18 protein-coding genes and 2 pseudogenes are annotated in these 23,814 nt (G+C 43.1%); 11 read left to right on the forward strand and 9 right to left on the reverse strand.

Going from position 1 to position 23,814, the window contains the following annotated elements; translation table 11 throughout:
• Positions 1-21: 21 nt before the first annotated feature.
• The 8 genes from AWM73_RS05670 to AWM73_RS05705 form a co-directional block, all read right to left on the reverse strand.
• Complete coding sequence (locus AWM73_RS05670) at positions 22-915, reverse strand: DUF7916 family protein (RefSeq protein WP_060778467.1); 894 nt, start codon at positions 913-915, stop codon at positions 22-24.
• Between the two features lie 263 nt (positions 916-1,178).
• Entirely contained in the window at positions 1,179-2,087 is a 909-nt protein-coding gene (locus AWM73_RS05675; protein WP_060778468.1) for a DUF368 domain-containing protein, read from the reverse strand.
• A 119-nt stretch (positions 2,088-2,206) separates the two neighbouring features.
• Positions 2,207-4,234, reverse strand: a complete 2,028-nt coding sequence (locus AWM73_RS05680; protein ID WP_060778469.1) for an ABC transporter ATP-binding protein/permease — start codon at positions 4,232-4,234, stop codon at positions 2,207-2,209.
• A gap of 171 nt (positions 4,235-4,405) precedes the next feature.
• Positions 4,406-5,047, reverse strand: a complete 642-nt coding sequence (locus AWM73_RS05685; protein WP_060778470.1) for a TetR/AcrR family transcriptional regulator — start codon at positions 5,045-5,047, stop codon at positions 4,406-4,408.
• A gap of 197 nt (positions 5,048-5,244) precedes the next feature.
• Positions 5,245-7,056 (reverse strand): DUF2207 family protein, encoded by a 1,812-nt coding sequence (locus tag AWM73_RS05690; protein WP_060778471.1) that lies wholly within the window; start codon positions 7,054-7,056, stop codon positions 5,245-5,247.
• Entirely contained in the window at positions 7,050-7,595 is a 546-nt protein-coding gene (locus AWM73_RS05695) for a LemA family protein (RefSeq protein WP_060778472.1), read from the reverse strand. Before AWM73_RS05695 ends, AWM73_RS05690 begins: the two co-directional genes overlap by 7 nt.
• A gap of 93 nt (positions 7,596-7,688) precedes the next feature.
• A complete protein-coding gene (gene tsaA / locus AWM73_RS05700) occupies positions 7,689-8,375 on the reverse strand; it encodes a tRNA (N6-threonylcarbamoyladenosine(37)-N6)-methyltransferase TrmO (RefSeq protein ID WP_060778473.1) in 687 nt (228 codons plus the stop codon).
• A 46-nt stretch (positions 8,376-8,421) separates the two neighbouring features.
• Entirely contained in the window at positions 8,422-9,510 is a 1,089-nt protein-coding gene (locus tag AWM73_RS05705) for an alpha/beta fold hydrolase (protein WP_060778474.1), read from the reverse strand.
• Positions 9,511-9,748: 238 nt separating this feature from the next.
• Here AWM73_RS05705 and AWM73_RS05710 point away from each other — a divergent pair, with 238 nt between their 5' ends.
• The 6 genes and pseudogenes from AWM73_RS05710 (at position 9,749) to AWM73_RS05735 (ending at position 15,587) form a co-directional block, all read left to right on the forward strand.
• Positions 9,749-10,399, forward strand: coding sequence for a hypothetical protein (locus AWM73_RS05710; protein ID WP_060778475.1), 651 nt, complete (start codon positions 9,749-9,751; stop codon positions 10,397-10,399).
• A 188-nt stretch (positions 10,400-10,587) separates the two neighbouring features.
• Entirely contained in the window at positions 10,588-11,673 is a 1,086-nt protein-coding gene (locus tag AWM73_RS05715; RefSeq protein ID WP_060779077.1) for a M42 family metallopeptidase, read from the forward strand.
• Positions 11,674-11,984: 311 nt separating this feature from the next.
• Complete coding sequence (locus AWM73_RS05720) at positions 11,985-12,911, forward strand: YsnF/AvaK domain-containing protein (protein WP_060778476.1); 927 nt, start codon at positions 11,985-11,987, stop codon at positions 12,909-12,911.
• Positions 12,912-13,090: 179 nt separating this feature from the next.
• The gene (locus AWM73_RS05725) at positions 13,091-13,555 is read left to right on the forward strand and encodes a GNAT family N-acetyltransferase (protein ID WP_060778477.1); all 465 of its coding nucleotides are present in this window, start codon (positions 13,091-13,093) and stop codon (positions 13,553-13,555) included.
• A 432-nt stretch (positions 13,556-13,987) separates the two neighbouring features.
• Complete coding sequence (locus AWM73_RS09090; protein ID WP_198434948.1) at positions 13,988-15,346, forward strand: DNA/RNA non-specific endonuclease; 1,359 nt, start codon at positions 13,988-13,990, stop codon at positions 15,344-15,346.
• 29 nt (positions 15,347-15,375) lie between these two features.
• A pseudogene (locus tag AWM73_RS05735) lies at positions 15,376-15,587 on the forward strand (DUF4177 domain-containing protein).
• A 718-nt stretch (positions 15,588-16,305) separates the two neighbouring features.
• Here the strand turns inward: AWM73_RS05735 and guaA are convergent.
• Positions 16,306-17,856 carry a glutamine-hydrolyzing GMP synthase gene (guaA, locus tag AWM73_RS05740; RefSeq protein WP_060778479.1) on the reverse strand — a complete coding sequence of 517 codons (1,551 nt, stop codon included), beginning with the start codon at positions 17,854-17,856 and terminating at the stop codon, positions 16,306-16,308.
• Positions 17,857-18,115: 259 nt separating this feature from the next.
• Here guaA and mvk point away from each other — a divergent pair, with 259 nt between their 5' ends.
• From mvk to cysK, 5 genes and pseudogenes are all read left to right on the forward strand, one after another.
• Positions 18,116-19,090, forward strand: a complete 975-nt coding sequence (mvk, locus tag AWM73_RS05745) for a mevalonate kinase (RefSeq protein WP_060778480.1) — start codon at positions 18,116-18,118, stop codon at positions 19,088-19,090.
• Between the two features lie 3 nt (positions 19,091-19,093).
• Positions 19,094-20,107: pseudogene (gene mvaD, locus AWM73_RS05750) on the forward strand (diphosphomevalonate decarboxylase); the annotation flags it as partial.
• A 231-nt stretch (positions 20,108-20,338) separates the two neighbouring features.
• Positions 20,339-21,460, forward strand: a complete 1,122-nt coding sequence (locus tag AWM73_RS05755) for a phosphomevalonate kinase (protein WP_060778482.1) — start codon at positions 20,339-20,341, stop codon at positions 21,458-21,460.
• Positions 21,461-21,524: 64 nt separating this feature from the next.
• Positions 21,525-22,574 carry a type 2 isopentenyl-diphosphate Delta-isomerase gene (fni, locus tag AWM73_RS05760; RefSeq protein WP_060778483.1) on the forward strand — a complete coding sequence of 350 codons (1,050 nt, stop codon included), beginning with the start codon at positions 21,525-21,527 and terminating at the stop codon, positions 22,572-22,574.
• Positions 22,575-22,788: 214 nt separating this feature from the next.
• A complete protein-coding gene (cysK, locus tag AWM73_RS05765) occupies positions 22,789-23,706 on the forward strand; it encodes a cysteine synthase A (protein WP_060778484.1) in 918 nt (305 codons plus the stop codon).
• Positions 23,707-23,814: the final 108 nt, after the last annotated feature.

Raw genomic sequence — 23,814 nt, forward strand, 5'->3', positions numbered from 1 at the left:
TTCTTTTTAGTATTCAACAATTTAACGTCTCAAGGACTGAGCCATTTTGAAATAAGTGTGGCGCTTACCACGAACAGCAATGCTTAAGGCCATAATATTTTCGGGGTCTGGCATTCGTCCGTAACTGCCGTCACCAATATGATGAATATCCGCCCCAACCTGCTTATTATTTAAGGCAAAGGCGCGAATAGTTTCTGGGCTAGCGCTTTCTTGGCTGGTGCCAATGGTTGCCATAACTAAGCCATCTTGGGCTTGGGCCGCTTGGCAAGCCTGATGAGCTTCTTCTAGTAATACTCCAGGCACTGTACCGACACTAGGCATCAAGACCCCGTCCGCACCTGCTTCAATAAATTGAGTAAATAGACTAGCATCAATCAAAGTTTCTCGTTTACCAGCGCCATGCATTTTCCCAGCTAAAATTAAACCAGAATAGGGTTGGCGTCCCGTTGCTAGGGCAGCTAAGATATCGGCATTAGTCACACCAGTCGAGGGATTAGCGGTTACCATGACAAAATCCACGCCTAGTTTTTCTGCCGCGGCAAAAGCTTTTGAGCTTGCCCGTCTTCCAGGACTAATTTCAACTTTTTCATCGAGGACCTGACTGTCAGCAGAAACGGGTTCCAGGTTGATACCAATGGGCCGCCCGGTAAGTTCCTTAATGGCTTCAATCACAGGCTTCTTACTTTCAAAGCCCTTGATATGAGGGTGAAAAACATCCAATTCATTCAAGCAAATGAGGTCGGCACCAAAAGCCGTCATCACTTCGGCGTTGGTTACCCCCTCAATTAAAGGAGCAGCGGTTACCACCGTTTCAGCCATAATAATCCGTCCTTCACTGGCTTGAATGCTTCTTTTGAGCTCCTCCTTAGTAAATTTTTTAACTTCACTGGGATAAGCACTAATCAAACGTTTCATAAATCGACTTCCCACCTATCTAAGAAAAATCGGAATTACCTGCAGCATTTATAATAATTGAAAAAAGTAAGCATCTCAATATCTTTTTAGTTATTCATTAAAAACGTGTGACAGTCACAAAAAAGGACATCTCCTACCCATTCCGAACTCAACTAGACTGTGTGTTGGAGTTTCCTGAAGCTGACGTTCGTCCTGTGACTGAAACAGATTTGGATTAGAGTGTAAATAAAAAGAATGGAAGTTTCATCCATTCTTTCAAAAACTTAACGATTATCGGGTGAATATTTCTCTTCGATGCCGCTGAACCAATAGGAGAAGATGACTCCCGCAACAAACATGACTATAGCCAGAATTAAAGTCGTCATAAAGCTCAAGCCTGTTTCCATTAAGCCTTCTGTGGTAAAAGCTGGGAAGACCACGGTCGGAAAGATGGCTAAGGAAGATCCGATCACAGTCCCTAAAATAAAGTGATACATCTTGGCATAGTAGTGGTCAAAGAGCCAGTTGGCCACTTTAGCTAAGGCCAGGACACAGAGGATAGCACCGAGACCTAGAGGAATAATGACGCCCATATTTAAGTGAGAAATTCCTGCTGACATCTTTTCGTATAAGCCAAAGTAAATCAAGAAATTACTTGGACTCATCCCTGGCACAATTACGCCTAAACCGATCAAGGCCCCAGAAAATAACCAGACTCCAAAAGAAGGCGTTAAGTGAGAAAAATGTTGGCCACCAAAGACCATTAAGGCAAATAAGGCCAAGGCAGTCAGACCCATGACCAGGTAATCGGCTGTGCTGCGCCCTTCTTGACCGGCTTGTTTAAAGAGAGAAGGAAAAGTTCCTACCACAAAACCGATAAAAAGGCAGGTAAAGAGGGCCTCATAAGAGCCAAAGGCCTTCATGACGAAGAAAGAAAAGAGAATAATCCCGATGACAAAACCGATACCTACCGGGATAAAATAACGGACATTTTGCCAAAATTTATGGGTAATATTACCCAAGAAGTTAAGTAATTTGTCATAAATACCAAAAATTACGGCCAAAACCCCACCGGATAAGCCCGGTAGGATCCCCCCGATACCGACAAAAGCCCCTTTGACTAGGCGTAACCACCAGTCCTTTGAAAAGACTTTGTCTTCATTTTCAATGTCATTATTATGTGAATCAGTCATTAAAATGCCTCCAAATTAATCATTAATTTCACTATTATAACCGAAATTCAGCCTTATAGGTCATTTTTCGGTAAAATTAAACTTTCTTTAAAGAGTGGGCCGATTCACCCGACTACCATTTACTCTGCCCGTAAGGCTTCGACCGGGTCAAGTTTGGAAGCCCGGTTGGCGGGCAGGAGGCCAGAGATAGTAGCAATCACCACGGCAATCGCTAAGCCGATAAGTAGGAATTGCCAAGTAATATCTAACATGGAAACTTGGAATAGCTGGTTTAAGACCTGGTTAGCCAGACCAGCAAAGGCAATGGCCAGTCCTCCTCCCAAAAGTCCGGAGAAAAGACCAATCAAGAAGGATTCAGAAATAAAGATACGGCGAATATCCTTACGCCGTCCTCCAATGGCCTTAATAACCCCAATTTCTTGGGTCCGCTCCACGACACTAATATAGAGAACGGTTAAAATCATGATCGCAGAGACTAGTAAGGAAATACCGGCCACACCGATAAGGACAAAGGTGAAGATATCAATCATTTCCGTAAAGGTTTTGACCAAACTTTCGGTGGCCGAGCCCCGATAACCCATATCCGCGATGTTCTCCTTGATTTGAGGAGTCAGACTCTCATCTTCAGCCACTAAATACACCACATTGGGCTTAAGTTCAATGTCTTGGTCTGCTGCTAACGTTTCCAAGTCATCATAGTTTAAGTAGACGGTGTCAAAGATAGCAGCTGATCCCATAGTTTCGTCAGCTTGGTAAATGCCAGAAATAGTAAAATCTGCTTTGAGATCTTTTTGTTTCAAAGTCAACTTGAGGGTCAGCTTTTGACCGATTGCTGACTGACCAGTATCTTCAGCCAGCTTATCGGCAATCCCCCGACTAACTAAGATTTCCCCCTGTTCGGATAAATGGCCTTCAGGCAGGTTGGCGGGCGTGATTAATGACGAAATCGTCTGTAAGTTCATGAAGGGGTAGGTCTGATCCTCTTTTTTTAGGTAATCGGTCCCTAAAGAGAAATTGGTATAGCCAACTTCAAGTTCCTCTACTCCCCTTATCGCCCCAAGTTCTTCAATATTTTCCTGGTCAAAGGCCGGGTCTTGAAAATCGGGGCTGATAGTGGTTTGGGGAAGATTTTGTCCCTCATTTGACCGGTTGCGCTCTTCCATGGCTTCCATTTCTGGATTATTCATAGGCATGCGGACTTCAGTCACCTGGGGATTAACCTGGCTTTCCATGGTATCCGTCAAATAATTATTGACCCCCGATCCTAAGGCCAGCATCAAAATAATACTCATGATCCCTACTGAAAAGCCAAAGGCAATCAAAAGATTACGCGACCACTTAGCCCGCATATTCTTTAAGGCCAGTTGGATAGCTGACCAGAAAGAAAAGGCATTGGATCGGGCTTTTTCCACTTGGGGCAGCTGGCGCATGCCTTGGTACTTGGCCAGTGCTCTTTGATTTTCATTAACTCTTTCATCGGCAACGATTTCGCCGTCCCCAATCCTGACTAAACGGCTAGCGATCCCAGCCACTGCTTGGGAATGGGTGACGATGAGAACTAATTTTCCTGAGGCAGCGATGGCCTTAAAGATATCTAAGACGGCGTCAGCTGTCTGTGAATCTAAGGCCCCAGTCGGCTCATCAGCGATAATAATTTCTGGATTATTAACTAAGGCCCGGGCGATAGCCACTCTTTGCTTTTGCCCACCCGATAACTGGTTGGGCCGCTTATGGATTTGCTGACCAAGGCCTAGTTGTTCAAGGACAGCCTGGGCTTGCTTTTCCCGTTTGCTTTTAGGAATATTAGATAAATTCATCGCTAGGGCCACGTTCTCTAAGACGGAAAGATGGGAAATTAAGTTAAAGTTTTGAAAAACAAATCCTATCTTATCCTTATGGTAATTGACTAAGTCGCGCTCCTTGAAGTTAGCGATGATCTCTCCTTCAACACAAATATCTCCAGTAAAATCAGTATCTAAACCACCAATTAAATTCATTAGGGTGGATTTACCGCTGCCTGATTCACCAACAATGGCGACTAATTCTCCAGCTTCAAAATCCAAGTTAATGTCCTTTAAGGCATGAAATCGGTCGCCATTAGCCAGGGAATAGTATTTGTTCACGGCATTTAAGCTTAATATTGCCATATGCTTACTCCTTACTTTTACTTGCTTTTTAAGAAAGGCTTGGCTAAGACAGTCTCTTGGCCAGCCACTAGGTTGAGTGAGGACTCACTTTTATCTCAAGTACAGTAACACTAAGTCCTCTAGAGAGCAAACAATATGATAATAATCAGTTTTTAATGGCAATAATTAATTTTAGCAACACAGTCCCCTGACAATAAAAGCTTCAATATAAGACAAGGCTTGAGCAAAATCTTTCTGACTCGCACTCTCAAATTGAACCCACTGAAAGGACAAAATCGGTGAAATCATGAGCCGAATAATCAGGGCATTGGGCCAGTTATTCAGTTCTCCCTTGTCTTTAAAATACTCTAAAATGTTAAAAAACCCCGTCTTTAAATGGAACGGAATTAATTCAGCCAAGTGCTTTAAGAAATTTTCCCGGTAAAGCATCTCTTGGGCAAATATTTTCATTACCTTGTAGTGGTCAGAATTCTCTTGGAAACAATTGGCTAGAATATGGTGGACAAAGTCTTGGAAGGTCCACTGGTCATCTTTAATTCGTTGTAAGTCAAATTCTTGGGCATATTTTTCCTTAGACATTTCAGCAATGATAGGTAAGATACAGGCGAAGAGTAAGTTTTGTTTGCTGCCAAAATGTTTGAAGAGGGTTCCTTCCCCTACGCCAGCCCGGCCAGCGATTGCTTTCGTCGAAGTATTGCTGTAGCCATAATCAGCAAATAAATCAATACTTGCTTGGAGGATAGCATGCTGGCGCGGGGTCAAGGCTTCCTGGCGCGAAAATTTTCCTACAAAGTTTTTTATATATGCATCCATCAACAAGTCCTCAATCTTTTTAAATTATAGTAATGCTTTTATTATATCAAAACCTTCACTATTTAATAAATAAATTAAAATGTTTTTAACCTAAATATAAACAATATTAGTGACTCTATCCTTGTTGACAAAATAAGGCCGCAAAAAAAGGCAGGACCTTGGCCCCACCTCTTCTAGAGTCTAAAATAATGTGTATTTTAGCGGGCACCGCCGCCTCCGCCTCCGCCGAAGGCTCCGCCCCCGCCACCAAAACTCGAGAATCCGCCGCCACCACTGGACATGGCTGAAGTCATTTCTGGAGCTATGGATTGGGTATAAGAACGGTTCATAACATTAGCAATATAGTAATACTGCCAAAAGTTAATATCACCAGTACCGGAATAAACCGATTGTTTTTCAAAATCAGGATAGAGGTTGGCAAATTCTTTAGCAACTTCTGCAGCGATTCCTAAAACCGCTGCATAAATTAATAAGCGGTCCCACAGTGCCACTTCTTGAGCACCACGTTCATTTAATAAGGAGAAATCCTTAAGATAGTTATAGAATTTGACCCAATTATCTCTTAATTGATGACCTTTGTCGGTAAAGGGATAAGTCACCTGGCTATCCGCTAGGTAACGCTGGTCTTGGTCTTCCTTAGCCTTGGCATAAGTCTGACTTTGAATAAAATCGCCCCCTAGCAAATAATTTTTACTATAAGACCGGTAAGATATGGAGACGCCTTTTAGTCGATCCGTACGGCTTTGACAATATTTTTTGAAGTCTTTCTCTGAAAACTGGCCCTTATCATCTGCAACTTCATTAAAGATCCGCCACCAGTCCTTAATGGGATCCAAATCTGGCGCTTGGTAAGCGGAATTCACCATAAAGTAATGATTATCCTTGAACAAACCCGTTTCGCCTCCTAACTTGAGGCCGCCTTCTTTCACCAAGTAAAGGATGGTCCCGGTTAAATAGTTGCTATCGAGGTCATCAATAGCTAGTTGGTCCAAAATAAAGTAATCCGAATAAATATTATCAGCAGGCAGATCACGGTAATACTGACCGTCTAATTCTTGACTTCTTTGTTTAATAGAGGGGTACCACTTCTTCAAAGCTCGTTTTCTCTTGATGTACTGGAACTCACCAGCTAGGATACCGACTACCCCCAGTCCACCAAGTCCTACCAGACCCCATTTGATCAGCTTAGGCATCCCCTCACCCGGCATGGAGGTAATGTCTTCAACCGCAGCATTACTATCATAATCTTCCCAATTATAGTCAGATCCCTCAAAGGCTTCCTTGACATAATCGTCAAAGGCCTTATCCGAAGTCCACTGGGTTGGGTAGGTTCCTTGAGGAATACGGACTAAGAGGATGCCGCTTCCAGAGCTAGGTAGACTTTCCTTGGATTCAGCCACGACTTTTCCATCTTCAATATGGACTTGTCCACGAAAACCAAAGCCCCAAACCCGATTGTATTCCAGGTTAAAGTCTTCCTTTTCAGAAGCAATGGTCATCCGAATATTTTCCGGGCTGTCTGCCAAATTATCGGAAATAAAGCGCCAATAGATCATTTGATTAGTCGCCGTCTGCATGACAAAGTTAGAGATCCGGTAGGAAACCTGGTAAGTGTGACGGCCATAGTCAGAAATTCCCCAGTTGAGCTCACTATTTTCATTGCGACCAAATTGATAGGCCTTGGCATTAAAAGAAGCATCCACATCCCAATTTTTTATGGGACTAAAGGGCTGACCATCCATGCTGACCTGGTAGTCAGATAATTCTTGGGCATCCGTCAAGACCAGGGGTTTATAAATTTCGGTTCCTTCATGGGTAGTAATATCCCAGTACTCAGTAATCTTGGCCGAACCATCTTCCTGGAGGACAGTATCCACCGTGATGGAATGGATATCCTGGTCAACCGCTAAGACGGGCTCCTGGTCTGAACGAACCAGATCAAAAGAAAAGATAACAGCCAGGGCTAGGGCTAGTTTTAGTAATGGAGAAAATAGGCGTTTGACTACCATTGAGGCATCTCCTGTTTTTCCTCACTACCCCGGAAGTATTCTTCAGGATAGAAACCAGTCATTCCCGCAACTAAGGAATTAGGGAAAGTTTTAATGGTGCGGTTATATTTAGTGACCGTGTCATTAAAAATCATCCGGGCTTGACGGACATTGTTTTCATAGTTGTTCACACTGTCCATAGTGGTTTGGTAAACAGAAGCTGCTTTCAATTCCGGATATTGTTCGACCACGACGTCAATCGACCGCATGGCTTTTTGGAAGAGGTCTTGGTCATGTTCCACTTCTTCAACCGTTGCATCAGGATTAATTTTTTGCCGGTTTTTCACCACATTAATCAAGGTGTCGGCTTCATGACTTTGGTAGTTCTTGGTAGCTTGGATCAAATTCGTCAAGGCGTCCCAGCGTGATTCCACTTGAGCAGCGATTTGACCCATGGAATTATCAATCATTTCCTTGGATTGGATCATGCGGTTATAAGCACCGATCCCCCAAACAACAATTAAAACGAGAATGACAACAAGTGCAATTGCGATAATCATTAGATTTCCTCCCTTTTTGACGGCTATCTGTATAAACAGTAATTATTTCTGCCCTTATTTTACCCTAAGTGACTCCGGAATCCCAGTTAGATCCTAGTCGCTAATCGGGTCAAGGGATAAAATATAACAAGTCTGGTCTTTCACTTCAAAGCGAATATTATAGGATCCATAAAGCATCCCATATTCACGATCTTCCTGCCTTTGGTAAGCAGGCCTGGGATCAGCGGCTAAGACCTCAGTAATCCCCTCTCTTTCCGCTTGAGAAACTTGGTCCGCCAAGTCTTCGGGCCAGTGGACTTGGAGGGTATTAAAGGCCACCTGGTCAATAAAGCCAGATTGCCCGTCATTTAGCGCATCCGATTCACTAGAATAGGGTTTGATATCATAAATTGGGGTGCCGTCCACCATGTCGATCCCCGACACAATTAACTTGGGTCCCTCGGGACTATCACTATCTAACCCCTCCAATTTCACTGCTGACAAAGCTAAACGGTTGGGACGGAAGGGTGAGCGCGAAGCAAAAACACCAACGCGCTGGTTGCCACCTAAACGAGGTGGGCGGACAGTCGCTTTAAAAGTTTCACTCTCCTTGACTTGAGAAAATCCCCAGATTAACCAGAGATAGGTAAAGTCTTCAATTCCTTTAAAAGCTTCCAACTGGCGGTATTCTTTTTCAAAGATAATTTCTCCATAAGAATGTTCGGCCTTAACCCCTTGGCGTGGAATGCCAAACTTTTCCTTAAAGGGAGTATGGATATGAGCTATGGGATGAATTTCCATCGAACGACCTGCCTCCTTCTTATCCTATTATTTATTAACAATTCTCTTAATACTTATCAAAACAGGCCCTGACACGATCAGCAAAGCGGTCAGGATCATCAAGATAAGGACTATGACCGCAATCTTTCAGCAAGTAAAAAGCCTTATCGGGAGCGGTTAGGGACTGATAATAGTTAAAGACCTGACTAAAAGGCGCAGTCCAGTCTCTTCCCCCAGAGACAAAGTAAACCGGTACCTGGTAGCTATCCCCTTGGGCCAATTTAAATTGATTGGAAACAATCATCAAGGGCGCTTGGATGGCAATATAATGCGACAATTGAAAGAGAAAAAGTCCATACCATCTTAAATCCAGCCAAGAAAAATCGGGGGCAGTCAGGGCCAGCCATGTCCCTTTTAAAGCGTCTGCGATGGGGTTACCCGGTAAATATTTTCCTGCTACCTGTTCAATGGTTAAGTAGTCTTGGGCGGGAATCAGACGATGGTTGAGTTGATCATCACTGGCCCGTTTTAAAGAACGAATTTCTAGTAAACCGTCCCTATTCCCTGCTGCTCGGGCAGTGTTTTCTGCCTGGTCGAGAAGGCTTCTCTGGGAAGCAATGATATCAATAATCTGGCTCACTCCCAGATAGGCCCTAACCTTATGGGGGTGGGTCTTAATATAGAGGCTGCTCACTTGACTCCCCCAAGAGTGGCCGATAATAAAGATTTTCTCTTGCTTAAAACGGGCCCTTAAATAATCCACGACCTCATCCATATCATCAATAATTTGGGCCAAGGTCATTTTGGAAACCTGCCCTTGGTTTAAGTAATAAGTCCGTCCCGCTCCCCGCTGACTCCAATAAGCAAAGGTATAATCCTCTTCAAGGGCCGGTTGATAGGCATAGGTTAAAAAGGGATTAGCCATTCCTGGCCCACCGTGAACCCATAAAATCACTGGATTAGTCCTTTGATTACCTCTTAATTGCAGAGCCTGTGGGATGCCACCCGCTTGAATGATGACATTTTCTTGGATTCCTAGGGGAGATGCTATTCGACTTTGACAGGCATGCTTCTTCCTCTGTAAAAAGATCGCTAGACTACTAAGTCCTAAAACGCTAAGACTAGCCTTGAGGAAGCCTTTAAAATTCTGTTTCATGGTCGCTCCTTTCCTCTTCTGTTATTTGTTCAATTATAACACGATTTATTGGCCAGCCTGCCCGTCAACTAGGATTTTTACTGGATAAATGCCCCGACCTCTAAGGGGAAAATTTATTTTTCAGCGAGGTTACAGATAACTTATTATTTGATTAAATATTAGCCAAAGTTTTTTATTTGTCTTTGGGATTTGCTATACTTAATGCAATTCGTAAAAGCGCTATGAAAGGAGTCCTCTGATGAAATTACAAAAGTTCTCACTGATAAGCCTATCTCTATTAACTACTGGTCTCCTCCTCAGCTCTTGTCAAAATCAAGCCAATGAGGCAGCCAGTGCTCAAGCTCAAAACGAAAGTCAGTCTCAAGCCCATACGATTAAAGAAGATGCCGATAAAGAAGCTAGTCAGCACAACCTGGAAAATCCCGCTGATAGTACCAAGCAAGAAAATATTGACCAAGATGCCAACTACCAGGTCAATCAAACCATTCCAATCTTCTGCCCTGACGATCCAGAAAAATTAATTGCCGAATTGAAAGTAACGCAAGTGTCAAATACTGTCAACGCCCTGCCCCAAGACATGGTTGAAGACCCTAACTATGACCACAAGACCCTGGCCACAATTGAAATTGAATATAAGAATATCGCTTCCCAGGATGCCATGGCTATTGGACCAGAAAACTTCACAATCACAGACCAAAATGGTAATCAATTAGAAGCCATCGACCGAGTAGATGGGGACAAATCAGTCGACCAAGGCCAAATTGCTCGCTCACAATTCTTTGTCAAGTATGACCCCAGTCAAGCTTTTGACCAAGTCACCATGGACCTCCACCCCCTTAACGCCCAAGAACCCCTCGCTCGTATTCATGCTAAGGTGAGCCACGACTAAGGGCTAAGTGATCAGCTTACCATTAAATAGTAGCAAAAGTGCACCAGACAGCCTTAACACCCTAGTCCGGTGCACTTTTTGTCATGTATGGAAAACGTTTTTCACTAAAGCCTATGCCTTCTCGCTTAAAACGTGCTAAGCTATGATTAATTATAGATAAAGTTCTGCTTTGGAAAGGGCGTTTGATGATGGATTATTTACAATTAATTGAAGATTTAACCAATGCTAAAGGGATGTCTGGCTTCGAAGATGAGGTGATTGAAGTCATTAATAAATATAAGGGCAATTATACCCTGCAAGTTGATAATTTAAAAAACTGCTACCTTAACTTGGACCAGGTCGACCCAGCTAAACCTACCGTTATGCTAGACTCCCACCTCGATGAAGTCGGTCTCATGGTGAAAGCCATTGACAAGGATGGACTCATCCTCATTCAAACTATTGGCGGCTGGGTCCCCTCTAACTTAACCGCCCAAGTCTTCTATGTCCGTAATCGTGACGGAAAATATTACAAAGGGATTTCAGCCACCAAGCCCATTCACTTTATGACCCCTGAAGAGCGGGAGAAGAAAATCGCCATTAGCGATATTAAGATCGACATGGGCGCTACTTCTAGAGAACAAGTCGTCAATGACTTAGGGATTGAAATTGGTCAACCTATCGTACCAGCCACTAAGTTCTCCTATAATGAAGTCACCCGAACCATCCTAGCCAAGGCCTTTGACAACCGGATTGGAACCGCCTGTGCTGTCGCTATTATGCGCGATTTAGCGGATGAAGTGGGCGATTTTCCCTTTAACTTAGTCGCTGCCCCTGCTGCTCAAGAAGAAGTAGGCACTCGGGGGGCTTCGCTAACGGTTAAGCGGGTTAAACCCAATATCGCGATTATCCTGGAAGGCACCCCTGCCGATGACTTTACTAATTCCAAAGAGCTCCTACAAGGGCAACTCGGCCAGGGTCCGCAAATCCGCCACCGTGACAATTCCTATGTGGCTAATACCCAATTAATCGACCTCTTTAAGCAAACTGCAAGAGCTGAGAATATTCCTAGTCAGCACGCTGTCCGCGAAGGAGGAGGTACCAACGCTGGTCCTATTCACCTGGGTAATCTAGGGACCCCTTGTGCCACCATCGGTATCCCCAGTCGCTACGCCCATACTAATGCCTGCTTCTGCTCCTATGATGATTTTTTGAATACGATCCACCTGGTTAAAACTTTCCTCCGCCGTCTAAGTCTCGAAGATATCCAACAATTCGACCTGATGACCTATTAATAACAAATCGCGGATTTTACTGAAAGGAGCCTATGTTTTGAATAGCATGGGCTCTTTTGTATCGAATTGGAATATACCCTTTATCTTATTAAAAGCCCCTCTGTTAAGTTCCCTTACAATTGAATTGTATGTACAAATTATATTTATTATAGCATTATTTATATTTTAAAAATGAAATAATTAGCTGTTTAGAAGTCTTTAAGTTGGAAAACGCTTTTATTTTTATTTAAAATATAATTAAGCATAAGTAAAGTATGAATTGTGCGAATTATATCACTGTAATTGGATGTCTTTAGAAAGGGTGTATCATAATGACTAAGCGTTTTGTCTATGATGTATTTTCAACTAATGATCAAGCCCGTGCTGCGATTAGCGACTTGATCAGCAAGGGTGTTCCCCGTTCTGCTGTCGTTTTAGTATCCAATGCCCCAATTGACCAAGAATATGGTTCAGAGGTTGACGTGGTCACTTCTGATGAATTAATTGAAGGAGAAGAAAGAAGTTGGTGGGACAATGTCTTAGGTTTCTTCTCTGATGACGAAGAAGACTCAAGAAGTGACGATATCGACTACAAGGGTTATGAAGCTTCCTTGAACCGTGGCGATATCTTAGTCCTCATCGACCAAGAATATGAAGGTGCGGTAAGCAACTTGGAACGCTCTCCTTACACCACTGGCCCTGAAGCGACTGAAGAAGCTACTGGCTATGCGGCCGCTGGTGTGGCAGGCGCAAGTGCTGGTAGCGTTGAACCTGAATACGAAAAGGAAGCAGTCCATACTGATAACCAAAGACCAGTAAGTGAGGCAAGCTCCCGTCAAGAAACTCCTCCAAGCGCTGCTAAAACAGCTGATAATGATACCGAAAGAATCCGTCTCCACGAAGAACAAGTTGACGTTCAAAAACACAAAAAAGACCTCGGTGAAGTTCAAGTGTCTAAGAATGTCGTTGAAGACACCAAGACGGTAGAAGTTCCTGTGCAACGGGAAGAAATTCATATTAAGAAAGTTACCCCTAGTGAAGGCGAAGTGGATGACAATGCCTTTGAAGAAGAAGAATTTGTGGTTCCAATCTCTGAAGAAGAAGTTTCTGTGAATAAGAATACCGTGGTAACTGGTGAAGTTGAAATTGAAAAACAAACTCACCAAGATACCGAAACCGTTTCTGAAACCACCCGTCGTGAAGAACTTGATGTTCAAGACGATACTGGTAAGGTCATCGACGACGATGCCAAGAAATAGTTTCCTATAAGCCAGCCTTTCATTACAAAATGATCCGCCATTAGAAGCTTTTAAATGGCGGATTTTCTTTTTTCTTTACTATTTATATTATATTGGGGATTTAATAAAAAGGAATAAGTACGAAAACTAAGTCTTAGCTACTTGAGCACGAATCAGCAAATTAGGAGGAAGAAATCATAATGAATACCTATCTAAGAATCACTAATGAATCAAGTCCCTTTGAAATTCAGCAAGGGCTCAATTTATTAGCTGATGTCGACTGGAAAGCCGCTGACTACCTAGCCAATAAATTAAAAAATAAGCGCTTGAAAAATACTGAAATGATTTATTTTTGTAGGTACCAAACTGGTCAATTAATCGGCTTTGCGGCCCTATTTTTAGAAGACATCATCTCCAATGCCGATTTTGGCCCATTTTTAAGCACGGTTTACGTCAATCCTCCCTACCGCAAGCAAGGTTTTTCATACCAATTGGTAAATGAAATCGAGTTAGTTGCGAAAAATATTGGGTATACAAAGCTATATACGATTACCCAACATGTCGGTCTCTATGAGAAAATGAACTATCATTTCTTTCGCCAAGATGTTGACGACATGGGGAGGACTGTGCGCGTTTTAGAAAAAAATTTATCAACCGATAAGTAGCTAGTAAAAATCATAAAATTACTAGTAGACATGATAACTCCCCTTAGGTGGCATCATTGTTTATAGAAAACTTAAGTCTGCCTTTCCTTATAAAATTAGTCACTGCTAGATTGCTCAGGAGTGGCTTTTTTTATTAAAAAAATCTGTTCACTTGTAAAGTTTATTTAATAATTGAAACTTTATTTTATATTTACACAGATTACTTTTCTTGTATAATAACCCAAAATATATATGGTGTATTAGAGAAAGACTTAAAAGGTCCCACTAGCAATCCGATAAAGGCTAAGCTTAAAAGAATTGGTCTGGCTTGTTTATGAATGCTCAGCCCGAAAATGAAATGTTTCTATCCAATTCAAGGCTGGATTTTACAAGTGCTCCCTTTCAATTAACTTCCTTTAATACACTAATAAAATCACTTAAAGGGGAGATTTTATGAAGAAATCTATACAGGGATATCCTGGCTGCCTAGGAATAATACTTTCCATCTTATTCATAGGCATTATTTTTATGCTTTTTGCTTATCTGGCACCATTTATACTTGCCCTATCGCTCTTTTTTATCTTCTATTTTACCAAGAGAAAAATCAATCAGAGAAATAGGAATATCGCCATTCTTTGTGCAGTAGTCGGCCTTTTGGGGACATTATTTGCAACCCCTACCCTATTTGACCATAAAGAAAACACTTCTAATCAGGCTGCTGTCAGTCAAAGCGCTTCAAAGAGTTCAGATTCCAATAAGGAAAAAGCTAAGAGCGAATCGGAAAGCAAAAAGTCGCAATCCGATGCTGAAAAAGAATTATCTAAAACCAGAGAGGTGCCTCAAGATAAGGCTTATGTTGAAGTCAATAATAATAAGCCTTTCTTTACTGATGATGATTTAAAGAGTAGTGAAGCCTATGAAAAATACGGTGACTTAGATAAACTAGGCCGGGTTACCGCTGCCAATGCCGTATTAGGGACAGAATTAATGCCCGATAAGGTAAGAGAAAGTATCTCTGAAGTGAAACCTACAGGCTGGAAGCAAGCCCGCTATGTAAATATCCCTGGTGGATGGTTATATAATCGTTGCCATCTGATTGGTTATCAATTGACCGGCGAGAACGCCAACCCTAAGAATTTAATGACCGGTACCCATTGGTTTAATAACGAAGGCATGCTCCCCTTTGAAAACTTTGTCGCTAATTACATTGAAAAAACCAACAATCATGTGAGATATCGGGTAACTCCAGTTTTTGAAGGAAAGAATTTATTAGCTAGCGGTATCTATATGGAAGGCTATTCCATCGAAGATGAAGGAAAAGGACTCTGTTTTAATATTTACATTCCTAACCGACAAAAAGATGTTGAAATTAACTATGCCGATGGAAGCAGTAAAGGCCCAGCTGGCCCACAAGAATATTCAAAGGATACCCAATTAGAAAAACTGCCACAGTCAGAAAGCAAGGCTAAGACTGAAAACAAGACGGAGTCTGAAAAGCCGAGTCCTGCTGCTGAAGATACCGCTCGTCCAGAAGCAGAAGACAAGCCCGCTGATCAAGCATCCGCTCAAGAGCCAGCGCCTAGTCCAGCTCCGGCCCCAGAACCAGTACAACCGCCTGCACCAGCACCAGCTCCGCAACCAGTACAAGCCCAAGGTCCACAATCTTCGTTAGCCGGTATCGATACAGATGGCAATGGCATTGTTACTATCAAAGAAGCTAGAGCGGCAGGTTTCTCCATGCCAATCAGAAGCGACCACTGGTTATATCCATATATGATCGACCGCGACGGTGATGGTATGGTGGGCGAATAGAAGAAAAATGAATTACAGAGGTAAAGAAAATGAAAATTCCTAATTACGTCGTCTTACAAGTTTCCTTAAAAGAAAAATTTATCCAGGTTCTAAAAACCTGGATAAATTAGAAACTGTGATTAACCAGCAAGCTAAAAAGGGTTATCGCTTACATACAATCGCCACCAGTAGCGCCAATAGTACAGGCTTACTGGGTGGTGACCGGATCCAAGCTACTTTGGTTTTTGAAGAAATTATTTAAAAATAAATAGAAAAGGAATAATAGCTGATAAGTACTTAGAGTGTTAATGAATTGACTGATTTTATTAATATCTATTTATTGATACCTCAACTTAGGCAATGTAAAATTAAATTAATCGAAATGAACGGCTGAAGTTCAGCCAACCAGGGGGAGCTCTTTAAAAAGAGCTCCCTTTGTGCATATAGCGATTTTTTGTTATCAATATCATATATATCATATATAAGCTAATATAAAGGCATAAAGTAGTGTATGGTAATTGAATTAAACTGAATTTTTATATGAAATATATACAGTAACACTACCCTTTGGATTATGTTTATGATAGTTTAACAGTAGCCGATATATAAACATAAATTTTTTTAACCCTGATCATATAAAATAATTAAAACCTAATACAAGGGATTCTCTACTTGAATACTTTTCCTAATCTGATACCATATGTATAGAGAAAGCGCTGGTATCTCTCAGGAGGCCAGTACGACTAGCACCTCTGTTCATTTTGGATAGAGGTGCTTTTTTAATAAAGAATCTAATTCACTCGAAAACAATTAGATCTATTAAAATATAGGAAATTAATGATTGAATTTTTCTAATAAGCCCAATTTAAGCCCAAAATCTCCATTTTCAGTTCTACATTTGTAGACACTAAGCCAAAAACTTATTGTAACGACAAAAGCCGCTACCAGAAATTCTAGTAGCGGTTTTTTTATCTTTTAAGTTATTCCCACTCCACGGTGGCTGGCGGCTTAGAGGTGACATCTAAGACCACGCGGTTAATACCATCCACTTCATTAACAATGCGGCGGCTGATGTGGTCAAGGACATCATATGGAATCCGAGCCCAATCCGCGGTCATTCCATCCACTGAGGTAATGGCACGGATAGCAATGGTGTATTCATAGGTCCGTTTGTCACCCATAACGCCAACTGACTTAAAGCCAGGGAGGACAGTGAAATATTGCCAAATGTCGCGATCTAGACCGGCATTGGCGATTTCTTCACGGAGAATGGCATCTGATTCACGGACAATATGAAGTTTTTCCTTGGTGACTTCGCCAATGACACGAATGGCTAAACCAGGACCTGGGAAAGGTTGGCGCCAAACAATGTTATCTGGCATACCTAATTCAGTCCCCACAGCACGCACTTCATCCTTGAACAAGGTATTGAGGGGCTCAATGAGTTCAAATTGCATGTCTTCAGGTAGTCCCCCAACATTGTGGTGAGACTTGATGGTTTCGGCAGTTTCAGTCCCTGATTCAATCACGTCTGTATACAAAGTCCCTTGGGCTAGGAAATCCATCCCATCTAACTTGGTCGCTTCGTCATCGAATACGGCAACAAATTCATGACCAATAATCTTACGCTTGCTTTCAGGATCAGAAACACCAGCTAATTTACCTAAGAAGCGTTCTTGGGCATCGGCTTTGATGATGTTTAAGCCAAACTTACCACCTAAGGTTTCCATCACTTGGTCAGCTTCGCCTTTACGGAGTAAACCGTGGTCGACAAAGATACAGGTCAATTGGTCTCCGATCGCTTTTTGTAAGAGGACACCGACCACAGAAGAGTCTACCCCACCGGAAAGACCGAGGAGAACTTTCTTATCGCCAACACGGTCACGAATGCTTTTAATTTGCATGTCAATGAAGTCAGCCATGGTCCAGTCTCCCTGGCAGCCACAAATTTCATAAACAAAGTTTTTCAACATTTGTTGGCCATGGATGGATGAGCGTACTTCAGGATGGTATTGGAAACCGTAAACTTGGGCTTCTTCGTTTTCAAAAGCAGCAGCTGGGCTGTGAGGAGCCACACCTGTGATTTCAAAACCTTCAGGAATTTCAGCAATACGGTCGCCGTGGCTCATTAAGACAGTTTCTTTTTCAGCTAAATCTTTAAAGATTTTAGAATCGGTCTTTTGAATGGTCATTTCTTGTTGACCATATTCACGTTTGTCAGAGGCTTCAACCACACCACCAAATTTCTTAGTGATCAATTGCATGCCATAGCAAATTCCTAAAACGGGTATTCCTAAGTTAAAAATTTCCTCGTCAATATCGAAGGAGCCTTCTTCATAAACTGAGTTAGGTCCTCCCGAAAGAATGATTCCCTTCACCTGGCCCTGGTCTTTAATTTCTTGAGCAGTTTGCCGGTGAGATTGTAATTCAGAATATACACCCAATTCACGAATACGGCGGGTAATCAGTTGGTTGTACTGGCTGCCGTAGTCAAGAACGATGATCTTTTCTAGGTCCTTTAAGGCTTTCATCCTAAGTTATCACTCACTTCCCTTATAATTTCTTTCTCATTTTATCAAAAACGCGCACATAATTCTAGTATTCCTTTCCTTTAATTCGGATTTATTCCTTTTTCTATCTATTTAACCGATACCAAGAGAGATCCTTTAACAATTCTGTCTTTTTATAAAGTATTTATTAAAATGCTGTGGGAGATAATTCAAAGTTGTTATAATTAGGGCTTTTATTGTATGATAAGGCTATTAGAAATGGCGGAAACGAGGGAAAATCATGCGCGAAATTTGCGGCAAATCACATGGAAAATTAATTTTAATGGGCGAGCACAGTGTGGTCTATGGCCAGCCATCCATTGCCCTACCCTTTCGAGCGGTAACCATTCAAGTGACTCTGGAGCCCGCTGGTAATTATTCCTATTTATTTAGTGACATCTATGAAGGTCCGGTAGAAGAAGCGCCTAAGAAACTTGATGCCTTGGTCGGTCTCTTTAACCGCCTTCGCCATGATTTCTTAAGCAGTCATGACCACTTCCTAATTAAGGTGAATAGTAATATTCCCGTTGAACGCGGTTTAGGGAGCTCAGCGGCCTTGTCGGTGGCCTTTATCCGTGCCTTTTTTAATTACTTAGGTAAAGATTTGTCCAATGAAGTCTTACTTGATTATGCGGACTTTGCCGAAACCATTAGCCACGGAACCCCTAGTGGCCTTGATGCCCGGGTAACGGCCTATAACCAACCCCTCTACTTCAAAAAAGAAGAAGCAGCTCAACCCTTCCATTTCCATACTCCCTATTGGCTAGTGATTGCTGACACTGGGATTTCAGGAAATACCAAGCAAACCGTGAGAAATGTCCGGGATGCCTATGAAAGCCCCTTTGCTAGCCGGCAAATCGCTACTCAAAAAACCATTAAAAATCTAGGACTCTTAACTACTGACCTGACCCAGGCCTTAAAAACCCCACAGCCTTCCTTAGAAAAACTTGCAAAATTAATCAACGCGGCCCAACATGATCTAACTGCCCTTCAAGTCTCTAGTCCAGAATTGAGTTGGGGGATTGATTACATGCGCCAACATGGGGCCGTGGCCGCCAAATTAACCGGTGGCGGAGGCGGGGGCTGCTACTATGCCCTGGTTCCTGACCGACAAACCGGTGAAAAACTCATCCAAGCCCTAGCTGATAGTCCTAGTGCCTGTCAAAGCTGGTTAATGCCTTTTTCAAGTGAATCAAATACAAGTGAAAAGGAGTAAACTATGGAAAAATATCGTGGTATTTGTCGAGCCCACACCAATATCGCCCTGATTAAATATTGGGGAAAACGTGATGATGAACTCATCCTACCAATGAATAGTAATCTCTCTTTAACCTTGGACCGTTTTTATTCAGAAACCCAGGTCCGTTTTTCTAAGGATATCGTGGAAGACTGCTTCCAACTCGATGGCGAGTGGCAAGACAATAGTGAAGTTGAAAAGATTAGTCGTTTCGTTGATCTTTTCCGTCAATTAGCCCAGGTGGATCTGGCTTGCGAAGTCATTTCCTACAACCATGTGCCCACTGCGGCAGGCCTGGCCTCATCTGCTTCTGCCTTTGCGGCCTTAGCTGGTGCTTGTAACCAAGCCCTCCGCTTGGACCTGGACCCTCTTGCCCTCTCCCGCTTAGCCCGGCGTGGATCGGGGTCAGCCACCCGCAGTATTTTTGGTGGCTTTGTCGAATGGGAGAAGGGAAGTGGCGATCATGATTCCCAAGCTGTCCCTTTCGATGATGCCAATTGGGATGTAGGCATGGTAGTCCTAACCTTAAACACCAAAAAGAAGGCTATCAGTTCCAGACGAGGAATGAAGCACACGGTGGCGACCTCGCCCTTTTATCAATTATGGCCCCAAGTGAGCGAAGAAAAACTGCTAGAAATGAAAGCCGCTATTAAGGCCCGCGACTTGGATTGGATGGGAGAAATTGCCGAAAGCCATGCCATGTTAATGCATGCCACTACCCTATCTGCCAACCCCGCCTTTACCTATTTAGAAGCAGAATCACTCAAGGCCATAGAAGCAGTCAAAGGTCTACGCCAACAAGGCTATAAGGCCTACTTCACCATGGATGCTGGACCTAATGTGAAGATTCTCTGCCCTTATTCACAGTCACAAGCCATTATTGATGCTCTGGCTCCTGAATTTGGGGCTGACCGACTCATAGCCAGTCGTCCGGGCCCAGGTATCCAATATTTAGAAGCATTACCTGACCATCAGGCTAGCGATAAAAATTTTCAATTCTCAAGCCCAGAAGGAAGCCGTGAAGACGACAAGTTAGAATTAGTCAATGAGGAATTGAATGAAGACGGCGTGGACAGCCAAGAAGAATTTATGAAACGGTTGGCTAAACAAAAGCTCACCCTACAAGAAGAGTTAGAAGAAATTTTTAACCATTCTGCCCCTCACAACTTTTTTAGACCATCAAATCGGCTCCCCCATGATCCTAATGATTCACAGGAGGAATTGTAAATGGAAACCATTATTAGTAAACGCCCAGGGAAGTTATATCTGGCTGGCGAATACGCCATTGTCCATTCCTTTCAAGGGGCTTTATTAGTAGCGGTTGACGCCTATGTCACCGTCGAATTGCGCCCCCTTGACCAAGCTCAGTCGCGCTTATCGACTAACCAGGCTCCAGAAACTTTTAGCTGGACAGTTAGTGATGACGGTGAGATCTCTGGGATCCCTAAGCAATTCTTATTAATCAAGACCTTGATTCAAACAGCCTATCAATTTTTACAGGAAAGCGGTCACGTGGAAGATTCCTTTAAGAATATTGACCTAAAAATCTCCAGTGACCTGGATAGTCCTGACGGAAAAAAATATGGCCTAGGCTCCAGTGCTGCAGTCAGCATCGCTATCCTAGACGCGATTCTTAAGTTCTATCAGGTTGACCAAGACCACTCCAAGAAGGCCTTTGCCTATCTCCTCTACCAACTAGGAGCCATCGCTCAAATTAAAATGGACCTCAAGGGCTCCTTTGGCGACTTGGCAGCCTCTGCTTTTGGGGGATGTATTTACTATCAAAATTTTGACCATACTTGGTTGAAGGAAAGGGTAAAACAGGAGCCAATGAATCTCCTAGACCTCATCCAGATGCACTGGGATGGCCTGCTCATCGAACCACTGACTTTATCTTCAGATTGGAAGCTCCATGTAGCCTGGACAGAAAAACCGAGTTCTACCGAAGCCATGTTAGCCGGTAGGTCAACAAGAAAAACAGAGGACCATGAGTTCTCACTTAGCGAACGCCATTTTCGCTATGCCAGTCAACAATGCGTGATTCTAATCCGCCAAGCCATTATCGACCAAGATTACTTTGTTTTTACTAAGGCCTTAACTTATAACAGTCATTTATTGTATAACTATACCAAACACCGACAAAAACCTTACTTAACCGCCGCTTTAAAGTCAGCTATTGATTTGGCCCGAGCTGCCGGAGGAACAAGTAAGGTTTCCGGAGCGGGAGGCGGGGACTGTGCTATTGCCTTTAGCGACCAGCCAGCTATTGGGGAGCAGATTGACCAGGCCTGGCAGGAAGTCGGTATCCACCAACTCGACTTGGGACTGTGTCCTAGCTTCATCCAGTAATCCATCCACTTCTCACAAATAGGCGCCATTGACCAAATTATTCTAAAGTTTAAAGGAGAATTCTATGAAGAATCGTAAAGATGACCACATTAAGCTTGCCGATTGGCAGTATGCTCAAAGCGCTACCGATTTCGATGCCATCCGCTTTGTCCACCATTCCCTGCCCCATATTGATGCTGACCAAGTCCAACTCAATACCCAACTCTTCGGTCAAGAATTCCCCTTTCCTTTCTTTATTAACGCCATGACTGGAGGCAGTGAATGGACCAAGGCCATTAACGAAAAATTTGCTACCGTGGCCCGGGAAACTGGCTTAATGATGGCAACGGGGTCAGTCTCCCAAGCCATAAAAGATCCCGACACAGCCGATAGTTTCCAAATTGTCCGCCAAACTAATCCTGAGGGCTTCATCATTGCTAATGTGGGCATGAATCATGGCTTATCAGGAGCTAAACGAGCGCTTGAAATTACCGAGGCTGATGCCCTTGCTATTCATTTAAATACCCCTCAAGAGCTGGCCATGCCAGAAGGCGACCGCCACTTCCAAGCCGTTAGGGATAATCTCCAAGCTATTGTTGAAGGGGTTGACCGCCCAGTCATGGTCAAGGAAGTTGGCTTTGGCATGAGTCGTGAAACGATTGAGGAACTTCTCTCACTAGGTGTCAAGACCGTGGATATCAGTGGCCAAGGGGGAACCAATTTTATCGCTATCGAGAACGAGCGCCGCAGTCTTAAGGATATGGACTACCTGACGCAATGGGGGCAAAGTACCGCAATCTCCTTACTCGAAGCCCAAAGCTTAAAAGATGAAGTCGACATCATCGCTTCAGGGGGCGTTAAAACCCCACTCCATGTGGCCCTGTCACTAGCCTTAGGGGCTAAGGCAGTTGGGATGAGTGGGCAATTCCTCCACCTGGTTCTCAATCACGGCGTTCAAGAAACCATTGATTGGGTAGAAGAATTCAAAGACCAGGTCCGCATGCTTATGGTCCTAACCAATAGCCAAAGCCTTAGCGACCTAGAAAAGACTGACTTGATTATTTCAGGACACGTGAGAGACTGGTGCCAAGCCCGTCAGATGCCCTACCAAAACTTTAGCCACCGTTCTCACTAATAAGCTTATTAACTAATAGCTCCCTAGCCTATGGTTAGGGCTTTTTTTATTGGCTAGAACTAGCGATCAGTAATGATTGGTAATTTATTCCCAGCTTTTGAAGGGGTTAGCTTTGCAGAAGAGGTATTATGCGTTATAATAGTATTAGCTACTTGCTAACAAAAAGTAAGTGACAATTTATCTTTCTATCCACAGCTTAAGGAGGAATTTTAAAATGGTTTATAACAATATTTCTGAAGCAATTGGTAATACACCAATTATTAAATTAGCACACGAAGACAAGGATTCTGCTGATATTTATGTGAAGTTAGAATCTCGTAACCCAGGTGGTTCAGTCAAAGACCGCCCCGTTAAATACATTCTCAAGAGCCTACTCGACTCTGGCGAATTAAAAGAAGGCGGAACAATTGTTGAATCGACCTCAGGAAATACTGGGGTTGCCCTTTCCATGTTAGGTGCCGCTTTCGGACTCCATGTGATTATCGTGATGCCAGAAACCATGTCGGTTGAACGTCGTAACTTGATCCAAGCTTACGGGGCTGAACTGGTCTTAACCCCAGGCTCTGAAGGGATGAAAGGTGCCGGCGAAAAGGCAGCAGAAATTGCTAAAGAAAAGAACGCGCCAATCTTTGGCCAATTTGTCCGCCATGAAAACGTTCAAGCCCATGAAGAAACCACCGCTAAAGAAATCTTAGCCGACTTAGACCAAGTGGATGGCTTCGTGGCTGGTATTGGTACTGGTGGTACCGTAACTGGTGTTGGTAAAACCTTAAAAGCCCATGACAAAAACACCGTGGTTTGGGGTGTTGAACCTGAAGGCTCCCCACTATTAAACGAAGGTAAAGCTGGATCACACAAGATTCAAGGGATCGGGGCTAACTTCATTCCTAAGATCTTAGACCAAAATGTTCTCGACAAAGTTGATATCATTTCCAACGAAGATGCTATCCAAGGTGCTGTTCATTTAGCCCATGAATACGGTATCCTCGCTGGTTTCTCATCTGGTGGTAACTATGTTTCTGCTAAACGTCTAGCTAAGGAACTTGGCCCTGGCAAACATGTTGTAACTGTTCTTCCTGATACCGGTGAACGTTACCTCTCTACCGGAGCATTCTCAAATGACGGAGAATAAGGCAAGCGGTCAAGACCAGCTTCCCTCTGACATGGAGAAAAAAACCATCAAAATTCAGTCACGAACCGTTCCTGGTATGTCTCTCTCCTCACTCACAAGAGATACCCT

The organism is Aerococcus urinae, assembly GCF_001543175.1.
Lineage (GTDB): Bacteria > Bacillota > Bacilli > Lactobacillales > Aerococcaceae > Aerococcus > Aerococcus urinae.

What these genes read in the sequence shown, in the direction of transcription:
- fni (WP_060778483.1), top strand. Translation starts at nt 21,525, where the DNA reads ATGAAGAATCGTAAAGATGACCACATTAAGCTTGCCGATTGGCAGTAT.
- AWM73_RS05690 (WP_060778471.1), bottom strand. Translation starts at nt 7,056, where the DNA reads ATGGTAGTCAAACGCCTATTTTCTCCATTACTAAAACTAGCCCTAGCC.
- tsaA (WP_060778473.1), bottom strand. Translation starts at nt 8,375, where the DNA reads ATGGAAATTCATCCCATAGCTCATATCCATACTCCCTTTAAGGAAAAG.
- AWM73_RS09090 (WP_198434948.1), top strand. Translation starts at nt 13,988, where the DNA reads ATGAAGAAATCTATACAGGGATATCCTGGCTGCCTAGGAATAATACTT.
- AWM73_RS05725 (WP_060778477.1), top strand. Translation starts at nt 13,091, where the DNA reads ATGAATACCTATCTAAGAATCACTAATGAATCAAGTCCCTTTGAAATT.
- AWM73_RS05685 (WP_060778470.1), bottom strand. Translation starts at nt 5,047, where the DNA reads ATGGATGCATATATAAAAAACTTTGTAGGAAAATTTTCGCGCCAGGAA.
- AWM73_RS05720 (WP_060778476.1), top strand. Translation starts at nt 11,985, where the DNA reads ATGACTAAGCGTTTTGTCTATGATGTATTTTCAACTAATGATCAAGCC.
- AWM73_RS05710 (WP_060778475.1), top strand. Translation starts at nt 9,749, where the DNA reads ATGAAATTACAAAAGTTCTCACTGATAAGCCTATCTCTATTAACTACT.
- mvk (WP_060778480.1), top strand. Translation starts at nt 18,116, where the DNA reads ATGCGCGAAATTTGCGGCAAATCACATGGAAAATTAATTTTAATGGGC.
- AWM73_RS05670 (WP_060778467.1), bottom strand. Translation starts at nt 915, where the DNA reads ATGAAACGTTTGATTAGTGCTTATCCCAGTGAAGTTAAAAAATTTACT.
- AWM73_RS05715 (WP_060779077.1), top strand. Translation starts at nt 10,588, where the DNA reads ATGGATTATTTACAATTAATTGAAGATTTAACCAATGCTAAAGGGATG.
- cysK (WP_060778484.1), top strand. Translation starts at nt 22,789, where the DNA reads ATGGTTTATAACAATATTTCTGAAGCAATTGGTAATACACCAATTATT.
- AWM73_RS05755 (WP_060778482.1), top strand. Translation starts at nt 20,339, where the DNA reads ATGGAAACCATTATTAGTAAACGCCCAGGGAAGTTATATCTGGCTGGC.
- AWM73_RS05695 (WP_060778472.1), bottom strand. Translation starts at nt 7,595, where the DNA reads ATGATTATCGCAATTGCACTTGTTGTCATTCTCGTTTTAATTGTTGTT.
- guaA (WP_060778479.1), bottom strand. Translation starts at nt 17,856, where the DNA reads ATGAAAGCCTTAAAGGACCTAGAAAAGATCATCGTTCTTGACTACGGC.
- AWM73_RS05680 (WP_060778469.1), bottom strand. Translation starts at nt 4,234, where the DNA reads ATGGCAATATTAAGCTTAAATGCCGTGAACAAATACTATTCCCTGGCT.
- AWM73_RS05705 (WP_060778474.1), bottom strand. Translation starts at nt 9,510, where the DNA reads ATGAAACAGAATTTTAAAGGCTTCCTCAAGGCTAGTCTTAGCGTTTTA.
- AWM73_RS05675 (WP_060778468.1), bottom strand. Translation starts at nt 2,087, where the DNA reads ATGACTGATTCACATAATAATGACATTGAAAATGAAGACAAAGTCTTT.